Annotated in this window: 12 protein-coding genes and 2 pseudogenes; 8 read left to right on the forward strand and 6 right to left on the reverse strand. The window is 69.8% G+C overall.

What is annotated here, in order from left to right; translation table 11 throughout:
- Positions 1-9 precede the first annotated feature (9 nt).
- The 6 genes and pseudogenes from AC6I72_RS15845 to AC6I72_RS15870 all read right to left on the reverse strand — a co-directional run.
- Positions 10-609, reverse strand: a complete 600-nt coding sequence (locus tag AC6I72_RS15845) for a DciA family protein (protein WP_498001477.1) — start codon at positions 607-609, stop codon at positions 10-12.
- On the reverse strand, positions 606-1,727 hold the full coding sequence (gene recF, locus AC6I72_RS15850; RefSeq protein WP_498001479.1) for a DNA replication/repair protein RecF: 1,122 nt from the start codon (positions 1,725-1,727) through the stop codon (positions 606-608). The genes AC6I72_RS15845 and recF overlap by 4 nt, the downstream gene beginning before the upstream one ends.
- Positions 1,728-1,893: 166 nt before the next feature.
- Entirely contained in the window at positions 1,894-2,769 is an 876-nt protein-coding gene (gene gnd / locus AC6I72_RS15855) for a phosphogluconate dehydrogenase (NAD(+)-dependent, decarboxylating) (RefSeq protein WP_498001481.1), read from the reverse strand.
- A gap of 160 nt (positions 2,770-2,929) precedes the next feature.
- Positions 2,930-4,060, reverse strand: a complete 1,131-nt coding sequence (gene dnaN, locus AC6I72_RS15860; protein ID WP_037856188.1) for a DNA polymerase III subunit beta — start codon at positions 4,058-4,060, stop codon at positions 2,930-2,932.
- A 1,144-nt stretch (positions 4,061-5,204) separates the two neighbouring features.
- A pseudogene (dnaA, locus tag AC6I72_RS15865) lies at positions 5,205-6,257 on the reverse strand (chromosomal replication initiator protein DnaA); the annotation flags it as partial.
- Between the two features lie 317 nt (positions 6,258-6,574).
- A pseudogene (locus tag AC6I72_RS15870) lies at positions 6,575-7,331 on the reverse strand (chromosomal replication initiator protein DnaA); the annotation flags it as partial.
- 368 nt (positions 7,332-7,699) lie between these two features.
- Here AC6I72_RS15870 and rpmH point away from each other — a divergent pair.
- From rpmH to AC6I72_RS15910, 8 genes are all read left to right on the forward strand, one after another.
- Complete coding sequence (gene rpmH, locus AC6I72_RS15875; RefSeq protein WP_003956500.1) at positions 7,700-7,837, forward strand: 50S ribosomal protein L34; 138 nt, start codon at positions 7,700-7,702, stop codon at positions 7,835-7,837.
- Between the two features lie 21 nt (positions 7,838-7,858).
- Positions 7,859-8,230, forward strand: coding sequence for a ribonuclease P protein component (gene rnpA / locus AC6I72_RS15880; protein WP_078884024.1), 372 nt, complete (start codon positions 7,859-7,861; stop codon positions 8,228-8,230).
- Entirely contained in the window at positions 8,227-8,580 is a 354-nt protein-coding gene (gene yidD, locus AC6I72_RS15885) for a membrane protein insertion efficiency factor YidD (protein ID WP_498001482.1), read from the forward strand. Before rnpA ends, yidD begins: the two co-directional genes overlap by 4 nt.
- Positions 8,581-8,583: 3 nt before the next feature.
- On the forward strand, positions 8,584-9,897 hold the full coding sequence (gene yidC / locus AC6I72_RS15890) for a membrane protein insertase YidC (RefSeq protein WP_498001484.1): 1,314 nt from the start codon (positions 8,584-8,586) through the stop codon (positions 9,895-9,897).
- Between the two features lie 15 nt (positions 9,898-9,912).
- On the forward strand, positions 9,913-10,425 hold the full coding sequence (locus tag AC6I72_RS15895) for a Jag family protein (RefSeq protein WP_498001486.1): 513 nt from the start codon (positions 9,913-9,915) through the stop codon (positions 10,423-10,425).
- Positions 10,426-10,540: 115 nt separating this feature from the next.
- Positions 10,541-11,257 carry a 16S rRNA (guanine(527)-N(7))-methyltransferase RsmG gene (gene rsmG, locus AC6I72_RS15900; RefSeq protein ID WP_498001487.1) on the forward strand — a complete coding sequence of 239 codons (717 nt, stop codon included), beginning with the start codon at positions 10,541-10,543 and terminating at the stop codon, positions 11,255-11,257.
- 268 nt (positions 11,258-11,525) lie between these two features.
- On the forward strand, positions 11,526-12,599 hold the full coding sequence (locus AC6I72_RS15905) for a ParA family protein (RefSeq protein ID WP_498001488.1): 1,074 nt from the start codon (positions 11,526-11,528) through the stop codon (positions 12,597-12,599).
- Entirely contained in the window at positions 12,596-13,630 is a 1,035-nt protein-coding gene (locus AC6I72_RS15910; protein WP_498001490.1) for a ParB/RepB/Spo0J family partition protein, read from the forward strand. The genes AC6I72_RS15905 and AC6I72_RS15910 overlap by 4 nt, the downstream gene beginning before the upstream one ends.
- Positions 13,631-13,833: the final 203 nt, after the last annotated feature.

The raw sequence follows: 13,833 nt of genomic DNA on the forward strand, positions 1-13,833 counted from the left end.
AACGGCCCGTCACCCGTAGGTGTCGCCCGGACCCGTACTGCCAGGAGCCCGCAGCGGGCCGTGCCGGCGCACACCGCCACCCGGACCGTGCACCTTGATCAACCGGACCGCACCGTGCCCCAGATCCTCGTTGAGCCGGGCCACCAGCGTCGGAGCGAGCAGCCGCAGGTTCGTCGCCCAGGCCGTCGAGTCACACCGCACGGCCAGGACCCGCTCGTCCTCGTCGTACCTCTCCGGCACACAGTGCTTGGCCACGTCCGCACCCACGATCTGCGGCCAGCGCCCCATCACCCCGCCGACCGCCGCGGGAGTCTCCCAGCCGCGCTCCGTGATCAGCCGGTTGATCGCCGCACCGAGCGCCATCGGATCACGGCCGTCCCCACGCGCACCCGAACGCAGCCCGCCACGCCGCGCCTGCTGCTTCTGCTGCGTCGCCTCGCCCCGCGCGCGGGCCGCCTCCTTGGCCGCACGCAACGCCACCCGCGCGAGATCCACACCGGACGGCTCCGGGCCCCGCCCGGACGCCTTCGCCGCCTTCTCCCCGTCACGAGCCCCCGGCGCCCGCGATGCCTTCCCGGGACCGGACGCCGCCTCCCACTCGCCGCTCATACGCGCTCCACCGCCCCGCCCGACACGGCGAACCGGGCCCCCGCCAGCACGTGCGGCACGTCGTCGTCCACCGCCGCGGTCACCAGGACCTGCTCCCCGGGCGCGACCAGCTCGGCCAGCCGCTCACGACGACGGGCGTCCAGCTCCGCGAAGACGTCGTCCAGGACCAGCACCGGCTCGTTGCCCTCCGCACGCAGCAGGTCGTACGACGCCAGCCGCAGCGCCAGCGCATACGACCACGACTCACCGTGCGACGCGTACCCCTTGGCAGGCAGCCGGCCCAGCTTGAGAACCAGATCGTCCCGATGCGGACCCACCAGGGTCACGCCCCGCTCGATCTCCTGCTTGCGCACCTCCGCGAGCGCCGCGATGAGCTGCGCGAACAGCTCCTCACGCGTATGCGCCTCGCCGGGCGCGGACGGCTTGTACTCCAGCGCGACCGGCCCCCCGCCCGGCGCCAGCTGCTCGTACGCCTTGTCGGCCAGCGGCTGGAGCGTCGCGATCAGGTCCAGGCGCTGGGCCAGCAGCTCGGCACCCGCGCGCGCCAGGTGCTGGTCCCACACGTCCAGCGTGGACAGATCCATGGAGCGTCCGCCGTGGCGGCGGGCGAGCGCCGCGGACTTCAACAGGGTGTTGCGCTGCTTGAGGACCCGTTCGTAGTCGGAGCGTACGCCCGCCATGCGCGGCGAGCGGGCCGTGATCAGCTCGTCCAGGAAGCGGCGGCGCTCACCCGGATCGCCCTTGACCAGGGCCAGATCCTCGGGCGCGAACAGCACCGTCCGCACGATGCCGAGCACGTCACGCGGCCTGACCTGCGAGGAACGGTTGATACGGGCCCGGTTGGCGCGGCCGGGGTTCAGCTCCAGTTCGACCAGCTGCTGCCGCTCGCCCTGCCGCACCTGCGCCCGGATCACCGCCCGCTCGGCGCCCATGCGGACCAGCGGCGCGTCGGAGGAGACCCGGTGGCTGCCGAGGGTGGCGAGGTAGCCGACCGCCTCGACGAGATTCGTCTTCCCCTGGCCGTTGGGGCCGACGAACGCGGTGACGCCCGGGTCGAGCGGCACCTCGGCCCGGGCGTACGAGCGGAAGTCGGCCAGCGACAGATGCGTGACGTGCATGGTCGTTCGCCGGCCTCCTCCAGCGGGTGGACCACCGGGCGGTCCATGTCCTGTACGGACCCTGCGGATCCGGGGGGTTCTGTGGATCTCCGGCCGGATCCGCCGAACCCGGCGGGGCCGCGGGTCCGGTGGACCGTCCGGTGTGTCCGTGATGTCGTCCTGCGGACTACTTCTTCTCCACGGCGTGGCCGCCGAACTGGTTGCGCAGCGCGGCGATCATCTTCATCTGCGGCGAGTCCTCCTGGCGGGAGGCGAACCGCGCGAACAGCGACGCCGTGATCGCGGGCAGCGGCACGGCGTTGTCGATGGCCGCCTCGACGGTCCACCGGCCCTCGCCGGAGTCCTGGGCGAAGCCGCGCAGCCCCTCCAGGTGCTCGTCGTCGTCGAGGGCGTTGACCGCGAGGTCCAGCAGCCAGGACCGGATGACGGTCCCCTCCTGCCAGGAGCGGAACACCTCGCGGACGTTGTCCACGGAGTCGACCTTCTCGAGCAGCTCCCAGCCCTCGGCGTAGGCCTGCATCATCGCGTACTCGATGCCGTTGTGGACCATCTTCGCGAAGTGGCCCGCGCCGACCCTGCCCGCGTGCACCGCGCCGAAGTCGCCCTCCGGCTTCAGCGCGTCGAAGACCGGCTGCACCTTGGCGACGTTCTCCGCGTCGCCGCCGTACATCAGCGCGTAGCCGTTCTCCAGGCCCCACACGCCGCCGGAGACGCCGCAGTCGACGAAGCCGATGCCCTTGGCGGCCAGCTCGCGGGCGTGCTTCTCGTCGTCCGTCCAGCGGGAGTTGCCGCCGTCCACGACGACGTCGCCGGGCTGCAGCAGCTCGGCGAGCTCGTCGATGGTCGACTGGGTCGGGCCACCGGCCGGGACCATCACCCAGACCACGCGGGGACCCGTCAGCTTGTCCACAAGCTCAGAGAGGCTGTGGACGTCCGCGAGGTCCGGGTTGCGGTCGTATCCGATGACGGTGTGACCCGCGCGGCGTATCCGCTCGCGCATGTTGCCGCCCATCTTGCCGAGGCCGACGAGACCGAGCTCCATCAGTTGTGTCCTTATGAGGTGTCCGACGGGATGTGGGAGCACTTCCGTGCCCGCGTCCGAGCCTAGACCCGGACGCTCCCGCACATCCGTGGGCATACCCGCTCATACGTACGGCCGCCGGCCGCCGACGTGGACCAGCGGCCAGGGGGGCGGCGCCCGGTCAGCCGCTCAGGCGGACCGGCATGATCAGGTACTTGTAGGCGTCGTCCGCCTCGGCGTCCACGGCCGGCTTGCCGCTGAGCAGGGCGGGCTTGGTGGACGTGGTGAACGACAGCTGGGCCACCGGGGAGTCGATGGCGCTCAGGCCGTCCAGCAGGAACGTCGGGTTGAAGGCGATGGAGATGTCGTCGCCCTCGAGCTGGGCGTCCACCCTTTCCACAGCCTGTGCGTCGTCGCTGGAGCCGGCCTCCAGGATGAGCACGCCCTGCTCGAAGCTGAGCCGCACCGGGGTGTTGCGCTCGGCGACCAGGGCCACGCGCTTGACGGCCTCGACGAACGGGGCGGTCTCGATGACCGCGACGCTGTTGAACTCGGTGGGGAACAGCGTGCGGTACTTCGGCAGGTCGCCTTCGAGCAGGCGGGTGGTGGTGCGGCGGCCCGCGCCCTCGAAGCCGATCAGACCCTCGCCCGCGCCGGAGCCCGAGAGCGCCAGGATGACGCTGTCACCGCTGGTCAGCGCCTTGGCGGTGTCCTGGAGCGTCTTGGCGGGGACCAGGGCGACCGCGGAGACGTCCGGGTTCTCCGGCTTCCACAGGAACTCGCGGACCGCGAAGCGGTAGCGGTCGGTGGACGCCAGCGTCACCGTGTCGCCCTCGATCTCGATGCGCACACCGGTGAGCACCGGCAGGGTGTCGTCACGGCCGGCGGCGATGGCCACCTGCTGCACGGCGGAGGCGAACACCTCGCCGGGGACCGTGCCGGTGGCGTTCGGCATCTGCGGGAGCGCCGGGTACTCCTCCACCGGCAGGGTGTGGAGGGTGAAGCGCGAGGAACCGCAGACCACCGTCGCCCGTACACCGTCTGTGGAAATCTCCACCGGCCGGTTGGGCAGCGCGCGGGAGATGTCGGCGAGCAGCCGGCCGGAGACGAGGACGGTGCCCTCCTCCTCGACCTCGGCGTCCACCGACACCCGGGCGGAGACCTCGTAGTCGAAGCTGGACAGGCTCAGCTGGCCGTCCTCCGCCTTGAGCAGCAGGCCGGCGAGAACAGGCGCCGGCGGACGGGCCGGGAGGCTGCGTGCCGCCCAGGCCACTGCCTCCGCGAGTACGTCGCGTTCCACCCGGATCTTCACCGTAAGCCGCCTCCTGTGTTGCTGCTGAGTCCTCCGACTCGGTGTCACCGCCCGCTGTGACGGGAGGAGCACCGGGGACCAGTCTGACGCACGCCACTGACAGCAGGTGCCCGTCGGGGTCAAGTCGCTCGGAGGGGCGGCCGGGCTCGAGAGGGCGAGTTGTGCACAGGCCCCGCTTCGAAACGGATTCCGCTCTCTTACTGGTTGGGAGTAGTAGTAGGGCCTGTGGATACGGTGGATAACCCCGTTTGCCCAGCTCAGAGCAGGAATTTTGTCCACGGACCCTGTGGGTGACACCAGTGGACAACTCGGCGTCTCTGTGGAGAACAGAAAGTTCTGCACACCTCGCCCACAGCCTGAGTGGAGTTCTCCCCAGCTGCATCCCCAGGTTTACCCAAGTTGCCCACACCCCAATCCGGCAGCTTGGTGTGACGGCTTTCACTCGACGCGGTGACCAGGTGTGCCGGGTTGCCGAACAGTGGACAACCATGTGGAGAAGCCACCGATCATTGGGGACAACTGACCGCGTCCTGTGGGTTGCCCGTGGACAACTTCTTGCACAGCCTGTGGATCACGGCTTCGTCCACAGCCTGTGGAGATCCTTCGTCCACGATTCCACAGCCCCCTGAGCTGCGGGGACGGGTTTTGGGGCGGGTGCCTGTGGACGCCGTTCGGGACAACTTCGCGGTCCCCAGGATGTGGACGGAAGAAAGTCACCGAATCTGTGGAGAGAGGCCGTAACCAGGCAGTTAATCGAACAGCGGGGCAGGGCCGGAGCGCGTCGACACACGTCGCCGCACGGGAGCAGGGCGTCGTCCCAGGCGGCCGCGACGGCGTTCGGGGCCTTCGGTGGGGCGGGTGGTCGGCGGTGTCCGGCGCCCGGCCGGGCGTGGTGTCGGGCGACGCCGCCCGGAATCCGCGCTCGGCCGGGCCGGCGGCGTCCCGGCTCCGGACCCCCGCGTGGTGAAGCCCCGCATGCGGCCGTGGGTCCCCGTGCACGGCTGTGGAGCCCGCTCTCCGGCCGTCGGGCGTGGTGGATCCCGCGTGCGGCTGTGGGGCGTGGTGGGACCCGCGTACGGCTGTGGGGCGCTCCCCGGAGCCGTTGGTCCGGAGGGCGCCCCACCGCTGCCCGTACGGGCTGTGCTCAGCCGTTCTTGATGCGGTTGGTCAGCTCGGTGACCTGGTTGTAGATGGAACGCCGTTCGGCCATCAGCGCGCGGATCTTGCGGTCGGCGTGCATGACGGTCGTGTGGTCGCGGCCGCCGAACTGCGCGCCGATCTTCGGCAGCGACAGGTCGGTCAGCTCACGGCACAGGTACATGGCGATCTGGCGTGCCGTGACCAGGGCACGGCCGCGGGAGGTGCCGCACAGGTCCTCGACCGTGAGCCCGAAGTAGTCGGCCGTGGCCGCCATGATGGCCGTCGCCGTGATCTCCGGCGCGCTGTCCTCGCCGCCGGGGATGAGGTCCTTGAGGACGATCTCGGTCAGGCCCAGGTCCACCGGCTGCCGGTTGAGCGAGGCGAACGCCGTGACCCGGATCAGCGCGCCCTCCAGCTCGCGGATGTTGCGCGAGATCCGGGAGGCGATGAACTCCAGCACCTCCGGCGGGGCGTTCAGCTGCTCCTGCACCGCCTTCTTGCGCAGGATCGCGATACGCGTCTCCAGCTCGGGCGGCTGGACGTCGGTGGTCAGGCCCCACTCGAAGCGGTTGCGCAGCCGGTCCTCCAGGGTGACCAGCTGCCGGGGCGGCCGGTCGGAGGAGAGCACGATCTGCTTGTTGGCGTTGTGGAGGGTGTTGAAGGTGTGGAAGAACTCCTCCTGCGTCGACTCCTTGTCCGCGAGGAACTGGATGTCGTCGACGAGCAGGATGTCCATCTCGCGGTAGCGCTTGCGGAAGCTGTCGCCCTTGCCGTCGCGGATGGAGTTGATGAACTCGTTGGTGAACTCCTCCGAGCTGACGTACCGCACGCGGGTGCCCGGGTAGAGGCTGCGCGCGTAGTGCCCGATCGCGTGCAGCAGGTGCGTCTTGCCGAGTCCCGACTCGCCGTAGATGAACAGCGGGTTGTAGGCCTTGGCCGGTGCCTCGGCGACGGCGACCGCGGCCGCGTGCGCGAAGCGGTTGGACGCGCCGATGACGAACGTGTCGAAGAGGTACTTCGGGTTCAGCCGCGCGGTCGGCTCGCCCGGCCCGTGGCCCTGCGCCGACTGGCCGGAGGCGGAGCCGGTGCCGCCGACGCCGGCTCCGGACGGAGCGGAACCCGCTGGTCCGCCGCGGTGCGGGGGCCCGGCGCCGGCCGGCGGCTCGGGCAGTTCCCGGCGGCCGGGGTCGCGCTGGTCGTAGTCGCGCTGGTCGTAGTCGCGCTGGTCGTAGTCGGAGCGCCCGGGGTCGTAGTCGGGGCGTGACGGGTCGTACGGGGGGCGTCCCATCGGCCGGGGACGGTACTCCTGGGCCGGGGGGTAGGGCTCGTGCGGGCCGGTGTACGAGTCGTTCGTCGATCCGTATCCGTCCTGGGTGCCGTAGGCGTCCTGCGAGCGGTACTGGTCGCGGGTGCCGTACGGCTCCTGGCCGGGCGAGGCGTAGGGGTCGCGCTCCGGGAAGCCGAGCCGCTGCTGCTGCCAGCCGTAGTCGTCCTGGGCGGGGCGCGGCCAGGCGCCGGGCTCGGTGCGCTGGTGATCGCTGTACTCCGAGGGGTACGCGGGGCGGGCGACCGGCAGCTGGTCCGGGCCGTCCGTCTGCTGGGGGCCGGGGCGCGGGGGCGGCATCTGGTCGCCGGAGCCGCCGTGCTGGTCGGCGCGGCCGGACCGGTCGGTGCGTTCGGTGCGGTCCGGGCGGTGGGGGTCGGTGCGGTGGGGGTCGGTGTGGTCGGGCCGCTCGGAGCGGTGGGCGTCGGCCCGGTGGCGTCCGTAGGTCTCGTAGCCGCCCTGGCCGGTGGGCAGTTCCTGTTCCTCGTAGCGCGGCGCCGGCGCTTGGGGGGCGGGGCGCGGGGTCTCGCCGACGGAGCTGTCGACGGTGATCGCGATGCGGATGGGGCGTCCGCACTCGCGGCTCAGCGTCTCGCTCACGACCGGGGCGAGGCGTCCCTCGAGCACGCTCTTGGCGAACTCGTTCGGTACCGCGAGCAGCGCCGTGTCCGCGACCAGCGCGAGGGGCTGGCAGCGCAGGATCCACTGCTCGTCCTTCGCCTCGACGCCTTGCCCGCGGCCTTCCCCGAGGAGCTGGTCCAGTACGCGTGGCCACACTGCGGCAAGATCGGCAGGTACGTCAGCCACAGGGCACGCTCTCTCACGGGGTCCCACGAACGTGTGGTTCGGGACGGGTCGGGATCTAAACGGGGGACAAGGGAACGAATGGGAGTCCGCCCACGGTAGTCAGCGCGGCGGGTACCGTTCAAGTTGTTGTCCCCAGGCTGTGGACAAGTCTGGGCCGTCACTGCGCGGTTTGACCGGACGGCCCAGCCGCGCGTACCGTAACCAGGTCGAGTTGTCGATGGCTGCTGCCGCCTGCCTCCGAAGGGCACAGATCGCGTCAAGGTGATCGGTCAAGCGGTGCACACGGGCGTAACTGCGAGCTACTCGTGGGCGCACGGTGACAGCCAAGACGGCACCCCGCCACTACCGAATCTTTCTGGAGCCCCCGAGTGAGCAAGCGCACCTTCCAGCCGAACAACCGTCGTCGCGCGAAGACCCACGGCTTCCGGCTGCGTATGCGCACCCGTGCCGGCCGCGCGATTCTCGCGTCCCGCCGTAGCAAGGGTCGCGCCCGCCTGTCCGCCTGATCCCGATCAGGTCATGACGTCGTGCTGCCCACCGAGAACCGGCTGAGGCGGCGCGAGGACTTCGCGACCGCGGTACGACGAGGGCGTCGAGCCGGACGCCCGCTGCTCGTCGTCCACCTACGTAGCGGTGCCACGGACCCGCACGCGCCTGGGGAGAGCGCTCCCCCGACGCGTGCGGGTTTCGTCGTGAGCAAGGCAGTGGGTGGCGCGGTCGTGCGCAACACGGTGAAGCGCAGACTTCGCCATCTGATGCGCGACCGGGTCGCACTGCTGCCCCCCGGTAGCCTGGTAGTCGTACGAGCGCTACCCGGAGCGGGCGAAGCCGATCACGCACAGCTGGCCCGAGACCTGGATGCCGCCCTTCAACGACTGCTGGGAGGGGGCGCGCGATGAAGTACCCGCTGCTGGCTCTCATCAAGCTGTACCAGTGGATCATCAGCCCGTTGCTCGGGCCGGTGTGCAAGTACTACCCGTCGTGTTCCCACTACGGCTACACGGCCATCGACCGGCACGGCGCGGTCAAGGGAACGGCGCTCACCGCCTGGCGGATTCTGCGGTGCAACCCGTGGTCGCTGGGCGGGGTGGATCACGTTCCCCCGCGCAAGCGTCCGCGGTGGCACGAAATGCTGCGTGCCGCCTGGCGTGCGCGCAAGGGCGGGCCCTCCGCCGCTGAGCCGGTCACCGACGGAAACCTTCCGCCGAGTCCGGCCGCGAAGACCTCGTCCCATGCCCAAGGAGCATGATTAGTGGACACGATTGCCAGCTTCTTCAGTTTCATCACCTGGCCCGTCTCCTGGGTCATCGTCCAGTTCCACAAGGTGTACGGGGCGATCTTCGGGGCTGACACCGGGTGGGCCTGGGGCCTGTCCATCGTGTCCCTGGTGGTTCTGATCCGCATCTGCCTGATCCCGCTCTTCGTGAAGCAGATCAAGGCGACGCGTGCGATGCAGACGCTCCAGCCGGAGATGAAGAAGATCCAGGAGCGCTACAAGAACGACAAGCAGCGTCAGTCCGAAGAGATGATGAAGCTGTACAAGGAGTCGGGTACCAACCCGCTCTCCTCGTGCCTTCCCATCCTGGCGCAGTCCCCGTTCTTCTTCGCCCTCTACCACGTGCTGAGCGCCATCGCGACCGGCAAGACGATCGGTGTCATCAACGAGCCGCTGCTGGCCAGCGCCCGTCATGCCCACATCGTCGGTGCCCCGCTGGCCGCGAAGTTCACGGACAGCGCCGACAAGGTCGCCCAGCTCGGTGCCACGCTGACGGACGTCCGCGTCGTCACCGCGGTCATGATCGTCCTGATGTCGGCGTCGCAGTTCTACACGCAGCGCCAGCTGATGACGAAGAACGTCGACACCACGGTGAAGACGCCGTTCATGCAGCAGCAGAAGATGCTGATGTACGTCTTCCCGGTCATGTTCGCCGTCTTCGGCATCAACTTCCCGGTCGGTGTCCTCGTCTACTGGCTGACCACCAACGTGTGGACCATGGGCCAGCAGATGTACGTCATCCACAACAACCCGACCCCGGGTTCCAAGGCTCAGGCCGCCTACCTGGAGCGTCTGTACAAGCACGTCACGCACCACGGCAAGACCCGCAACCGGCGTGAGAAGGCCATCGTCAAGGCGATCGTCTCCAAGGGCCGCGACCGCAACGAGTTCGAGCGCAAGTTCATCAACGGTCTGACCAAGGCGGGCCTGGCGGCCCAGTCCGACGGCACCGTGATCAAGGGCGAGGGCGCCGTCGTCGTGCAGAGCGAGGACGGTACGACCACCACCACGGCCGCCGCCGCTCCCCGGCGCCAGCAGCCCAAGCGGCAGAGCAAGTCCCAGCGCCAGGGTGGTGCCAAGGTGGCCGGCGCCGGTGACACCGAGCAGCCCCTGTCGCTGACCAAGTCCGAGCCCGAGACCCAGGCCGAGACGAAGACCGACGCGCCGCAGGACACCCCGTCCGCTGCTGCCAAGAAGCCCGGCCCCAAGCCGGGCAACGGCTCCCGCAGCAAGGCCCAGTCCGGCCAGCGCAAGGGCCCGCAGCGGCCCAAGTCCCCGTCCAAGAAGTAAGAAGGAGCCCATCCCGTGACGGAAGGCACCACCGCCGCCGCTGCCGAGGGCGCAGACGCCCTGACCCGCCTGGAGCAGGAGGGCGAGATCGCGGCGGACTACCTCGAGGGTCTGCTGGACATCGCCGACCTCGACGGTGACATCGACATGGACGTCGAGGCCGACCGCGCCTCTGTCTCGATCATCAGCGACGCCGGCAGCCGGGAGCTGCAGAAGCTGGTCGGACGGGACGGCGAGGTGCTGGAGGCGCTGCAGGAGCTGACGCGTCTGGCCGTGCACCGGGAGACCGGTGACCGCAGCCGTCTGATGCTGGACATCGCGGGCTACCGCGCCAAGAAGCGCACCGAGCTGTCCGAGCTGGGTGCGAAGGCCGCGGCGGAGGCCAAGAGCAGCGGTGAACCCGTGAGGATGAAGCCGATGAGCCCGTTCGAGCGCAAGGTCGTGCACGACGCGGTCAAGGCCGCCGGACTGCGCAGCGAGTCCGAGGGCGAGGAGCCGCAGCGCTTCGTCGTCGTACTCCCCGCCTGAGCGGTCCCACGTTCCACCGGCCCCGTCTGCCCGCAGGCGGGGCCGTACTTTGTCAGCCTGGTAGTTCTGGTGGTCGGCGCTGATCGCGCTGATGCGGTACGGAAGGACGGTCCCCGTGACGGAGGCAGCGGAGCTCCCCCCTGCGCCCGAGCAGGCACGTGACGTATTCGGTGATCGCTTCGCGGATGCGGTCCGGTACGCCGAGCTGCTGGCCGAGGCAGGAGTGCAGCGAGGGCTCATCGGTCCGCGGGAGGTGCCCCGTCTGTGGGAGCGCCACCTGCTGAACTGTGCCGTGCTCTCCGAGGTCGTCCCCGACGGGGTGACCGTGTGCGACGTCGGCTCCGGTGCCGGTCTCCCGGGCATCCCCCTGGCTCTGGTCCGCGAGGACCTCAAGATCACGCTGCTGGAGCCGCTGCTGCGCCGCACCAACTTCCTCACCGAGGTCGTGGAGCTTTTGGGGCTCGACCATGTCACCGTCGTCCGGGGACGTGCCGAGGAAGTGATGGGCAAGCTGCCGCCGGTCCATGTGGTCACGGCCCGCGCGGTGGCCCCGCTGGACCGGCTGGCCACCTGGGGCATTCCGCTGCTGCGCCCGTACGGCGAGATGCTCGCCCTCAAGGGGGACACGGCGGAGGAAGAGCTGAAGAGCGCGGGCACCGCGCTGAGCAAGCTCGGTGCGGTGGAGACCTCCATCCTTCAGGTGGGTGAGGGGGTCGTGGACCCGCTGTCCACCGTGGTCCGGGTGGAGGTCGGGGAGAGCCCGGGCGGCGTGCGCTTCGCGGCCAAGCGTGCCAAGGCGGCCCGGACGGGACGGGTCCGCCGGAGGCGGTGAGCCGTTCACTCCGCCGGGTCGACTGCGCCGGGGGGACCCTGCCGACAGGCGCGCGGCGGAGTGTCGCTCACAAAAAGGGCGAATTGTTGTCATCGTGTTTCACGTGAAACGTCGCTCACTGCTGCACGGGATCATCAACCGTGGCCGCGTCGCGGCCCAACCGCGTGACCGCAAGCCTCTCGGTTCACTCGGAGAGGGCACAGAGTTGTCCACAGAGGCGGATTTCTCCACAGAACGCCAGGCCTCACTGGTTCGCCACCCCGATGGCATGGGAGGCTCTGCTTATCCCGAGCCTGAAGTCGAGGAGAGTGAATCCTTGCGGTCCGACGCCAACATCGCGGGACCGATGACCGATCCGGTCCCCGGTCCCCGTACCGAGTCGACGGGGGAGAATGTTTCACGTGAAACACCGCCCCCGATGGACGACACTCCCATCGGTCGTGCTGCCCAACTGGCGGTCGAGGCTCTAGGCCGCGCCGGCGAGGGTCTGCCGCGCCCGGAACAGACCCGCGTCATCGTGGTCGCCAACCAGAAGGGCGGCGTCGGCAAGACGACGACGACCGTGAACCTCGCCGCTTCGCTGGCTCTGCACGGCGGTCGTGTTCTGGTGATCGACCTGGATCCGCAGGGAAACGCCTCCACCGCGCTGGGTATCGACCATCACGCCGAAGTGCCGTCCATCTACGACGTGCTGGTGGAGAGCAAGCCGCTGGCAGAGGTGGTCCAGCCCGTTCCTGATGTCGAGGGTCTCTTCTGCGCCCCCGCCACGATCGATCTCGCCGGTGCGGAGATCGAGCTGGTGTCCCTGGTGGCCCGGGAGAGCCGACTGGAACGAGCGATCCAGGCCTACGAACAGCCGCTGGACTACATCCTCATCGACTGCCCGCCCTCGCTCGGCCTGCTGACGGTCAACGCCCTGGTCGCCGGCCAGGAGGTGCTCATCCCGATCCAGTGCGAGTACTACGCGCTGGAGGGGCTGGGACAGCTGCTGCGCAACGTCGACCTGGTGCGCGGCCATCTGAACCCCACGCTGCACGTGTCGACCATCCTGCTCACCATGTACGACGGCCGTACGCGTCTCGCCTCCCAGGTCGCGGAAGAGGTGCGCAGCCACTTCGGCGACGAGGTGCTGCGGACGAGCATCCCCCGTTCCGTCCGTATCTCCGAGGCCCCCAGTTACGGGCAGACGGTGCTGACCTACGATCCAGGATCGAGCGGTGCCCTCTCCTACCTTGAGGCGGCACGAGAAATCGCATTGAAGGGTGTCGGTGTCAGTTATGACGCCACGCACGCCCACATCGGTGCACAGAGCGACCCGAGCATGGTGGAGGGGATCCAGTGAGTGAGCGACGGAGGCCTGGGCTGGGGCGAGGTCTCGGAGCCCTGATCCCGGCCGCTCCGACGGAGAGGACCCCTGTGCCGGGCCCGGCGGGTGGTCCCGGCCAGGTCCTGACGTCCGACCGCGGAGTGGCCGCGGCGAAGGTGGCCATGCTGCCCCCGCCGCCGATGGGCGCCCATTTCGCGGAAGTCCCGCTGGACTTCATCACGCCCAACCCCCGCCAGCCCCGTGAGGTCTTCGACGACGAGGCGCTGGCCGAACTGGTCACCTCCATCAAGGAGGTCGGGCTCCTCCAGCCGGTGGTCGTCCGGCAGGTCGGTGCCGAGCGCTACGAGCTGATCATGGGCGAGCGGCGCTGGCGGGCCTGCCGCAAGGCCGGCCTGGACGCCATCCCCGCGATCGTGCGGGCCACGGACGACGAGAAGCTCCTGCTGGACGCCCTGCTGGAGAACCTTCACCGGGCTCAGCTCAACCCGCTGGAAGAGGCAGCCGCCTACGACCAGCTGCTGAAGGACTTCAACTGCACCCACGACCAGCTGGCCGACAGGATCGGACGCTCCCGGCCCCAGGTCTCCAACACCCTGCGGCTGCTGAAGCTGTCGCCGGCGGTGCAGCGCCGGGTCGCCGCCGGAGTGCTGTCCGCCGGACACGCGCGGGCGCTGCTGTCGGTGGAGGACTCCGAGGAGCAGGACCGGCTCGCCCACCGGATCGTGGCCGAGGGGCTCTCCGTGCGTGCCGTCGAGGAGATCGTGACGCTCATGGGGTCGCGGCCGCAGGCTTCGCCGCGATCCAAGGGTCCCCGCGCCGGAACCAGGGTCTCTCCCGCCCTCTCCGACCTCGCGACCCGGCTGTCCGACCGCTTCGAGACCCGGGTGAAGGTCGACCTGGGACAGAAGAAGGGCAAGATCACCGTGGAGTTCGCTTCCATGGAGGATCTGGAACGCATTCTCGGCACGCTGGCTCCCGGTGAGGGCCGGGTGCTGCAGAAGGGCCTGCTGGAGAGCGACCCGGCGCAGGCCGAGAGCGACGCCTGACCCCTCCGCGGGGTGCGGGCGGGCCAGAGGCCTTGCAGTGGCGGGCCGTGAACCGGAAGATCACCGGTTCACGGTCCGCCTTTGCTTGTCCTCGGTGTCCGCGGGATCACATCGTGGATACGATGCTTGCGGGTATGACGCATCCACCCGACGGCACGTCCGTGAGGGACGGCCGCTCGTGACGCTGCGGGCGTAGGAAGCGA

The organism is Streptomyces sp. Xyl84 (assembly GCF_059731885.1).

What these genes read in the sequence shown, in the direction of transcription:
- AC6I72_RS15905 (WP_498001488.1), top strand. Translation starts at nt 11,526, where the DNA reads ATGGGAGGCTCTGCTTATCCCGAGCCTGAAGTCGAGGAGAGTGAATCC.
- yidD (WP_498001482.1), top strand. Translation starts at nt 8,227, where the DNA reads ATGAAGTACCCGCTGCTGGCTCTCATCAAGCTGTACCAGTGGATCATC.
- recF (WP_498001479.1), bottom strand. Translation starts at nt 1,727, where the DNA reads ATGCACGTCACGCATCTGTCGCTGGCCGACTTCCGCTCGTACGCCCGG.
- AC6I72_RS15845 (WP_498001477.1), bottom strand. Translation starts at nt 609, where the DNA reads ATGAGCGGCGAGTGGGAGGCGGCGTCCGGTCCCGGGAAGGCATCGCGG.
- gnd (WP_498001481.1), bottom strand. Translation starts at nt 2,769, where the DNA reads ATGGAGCTCGGTCTCGTCGGCCTCGGCAAGATGGGCGGCAACATGCGC.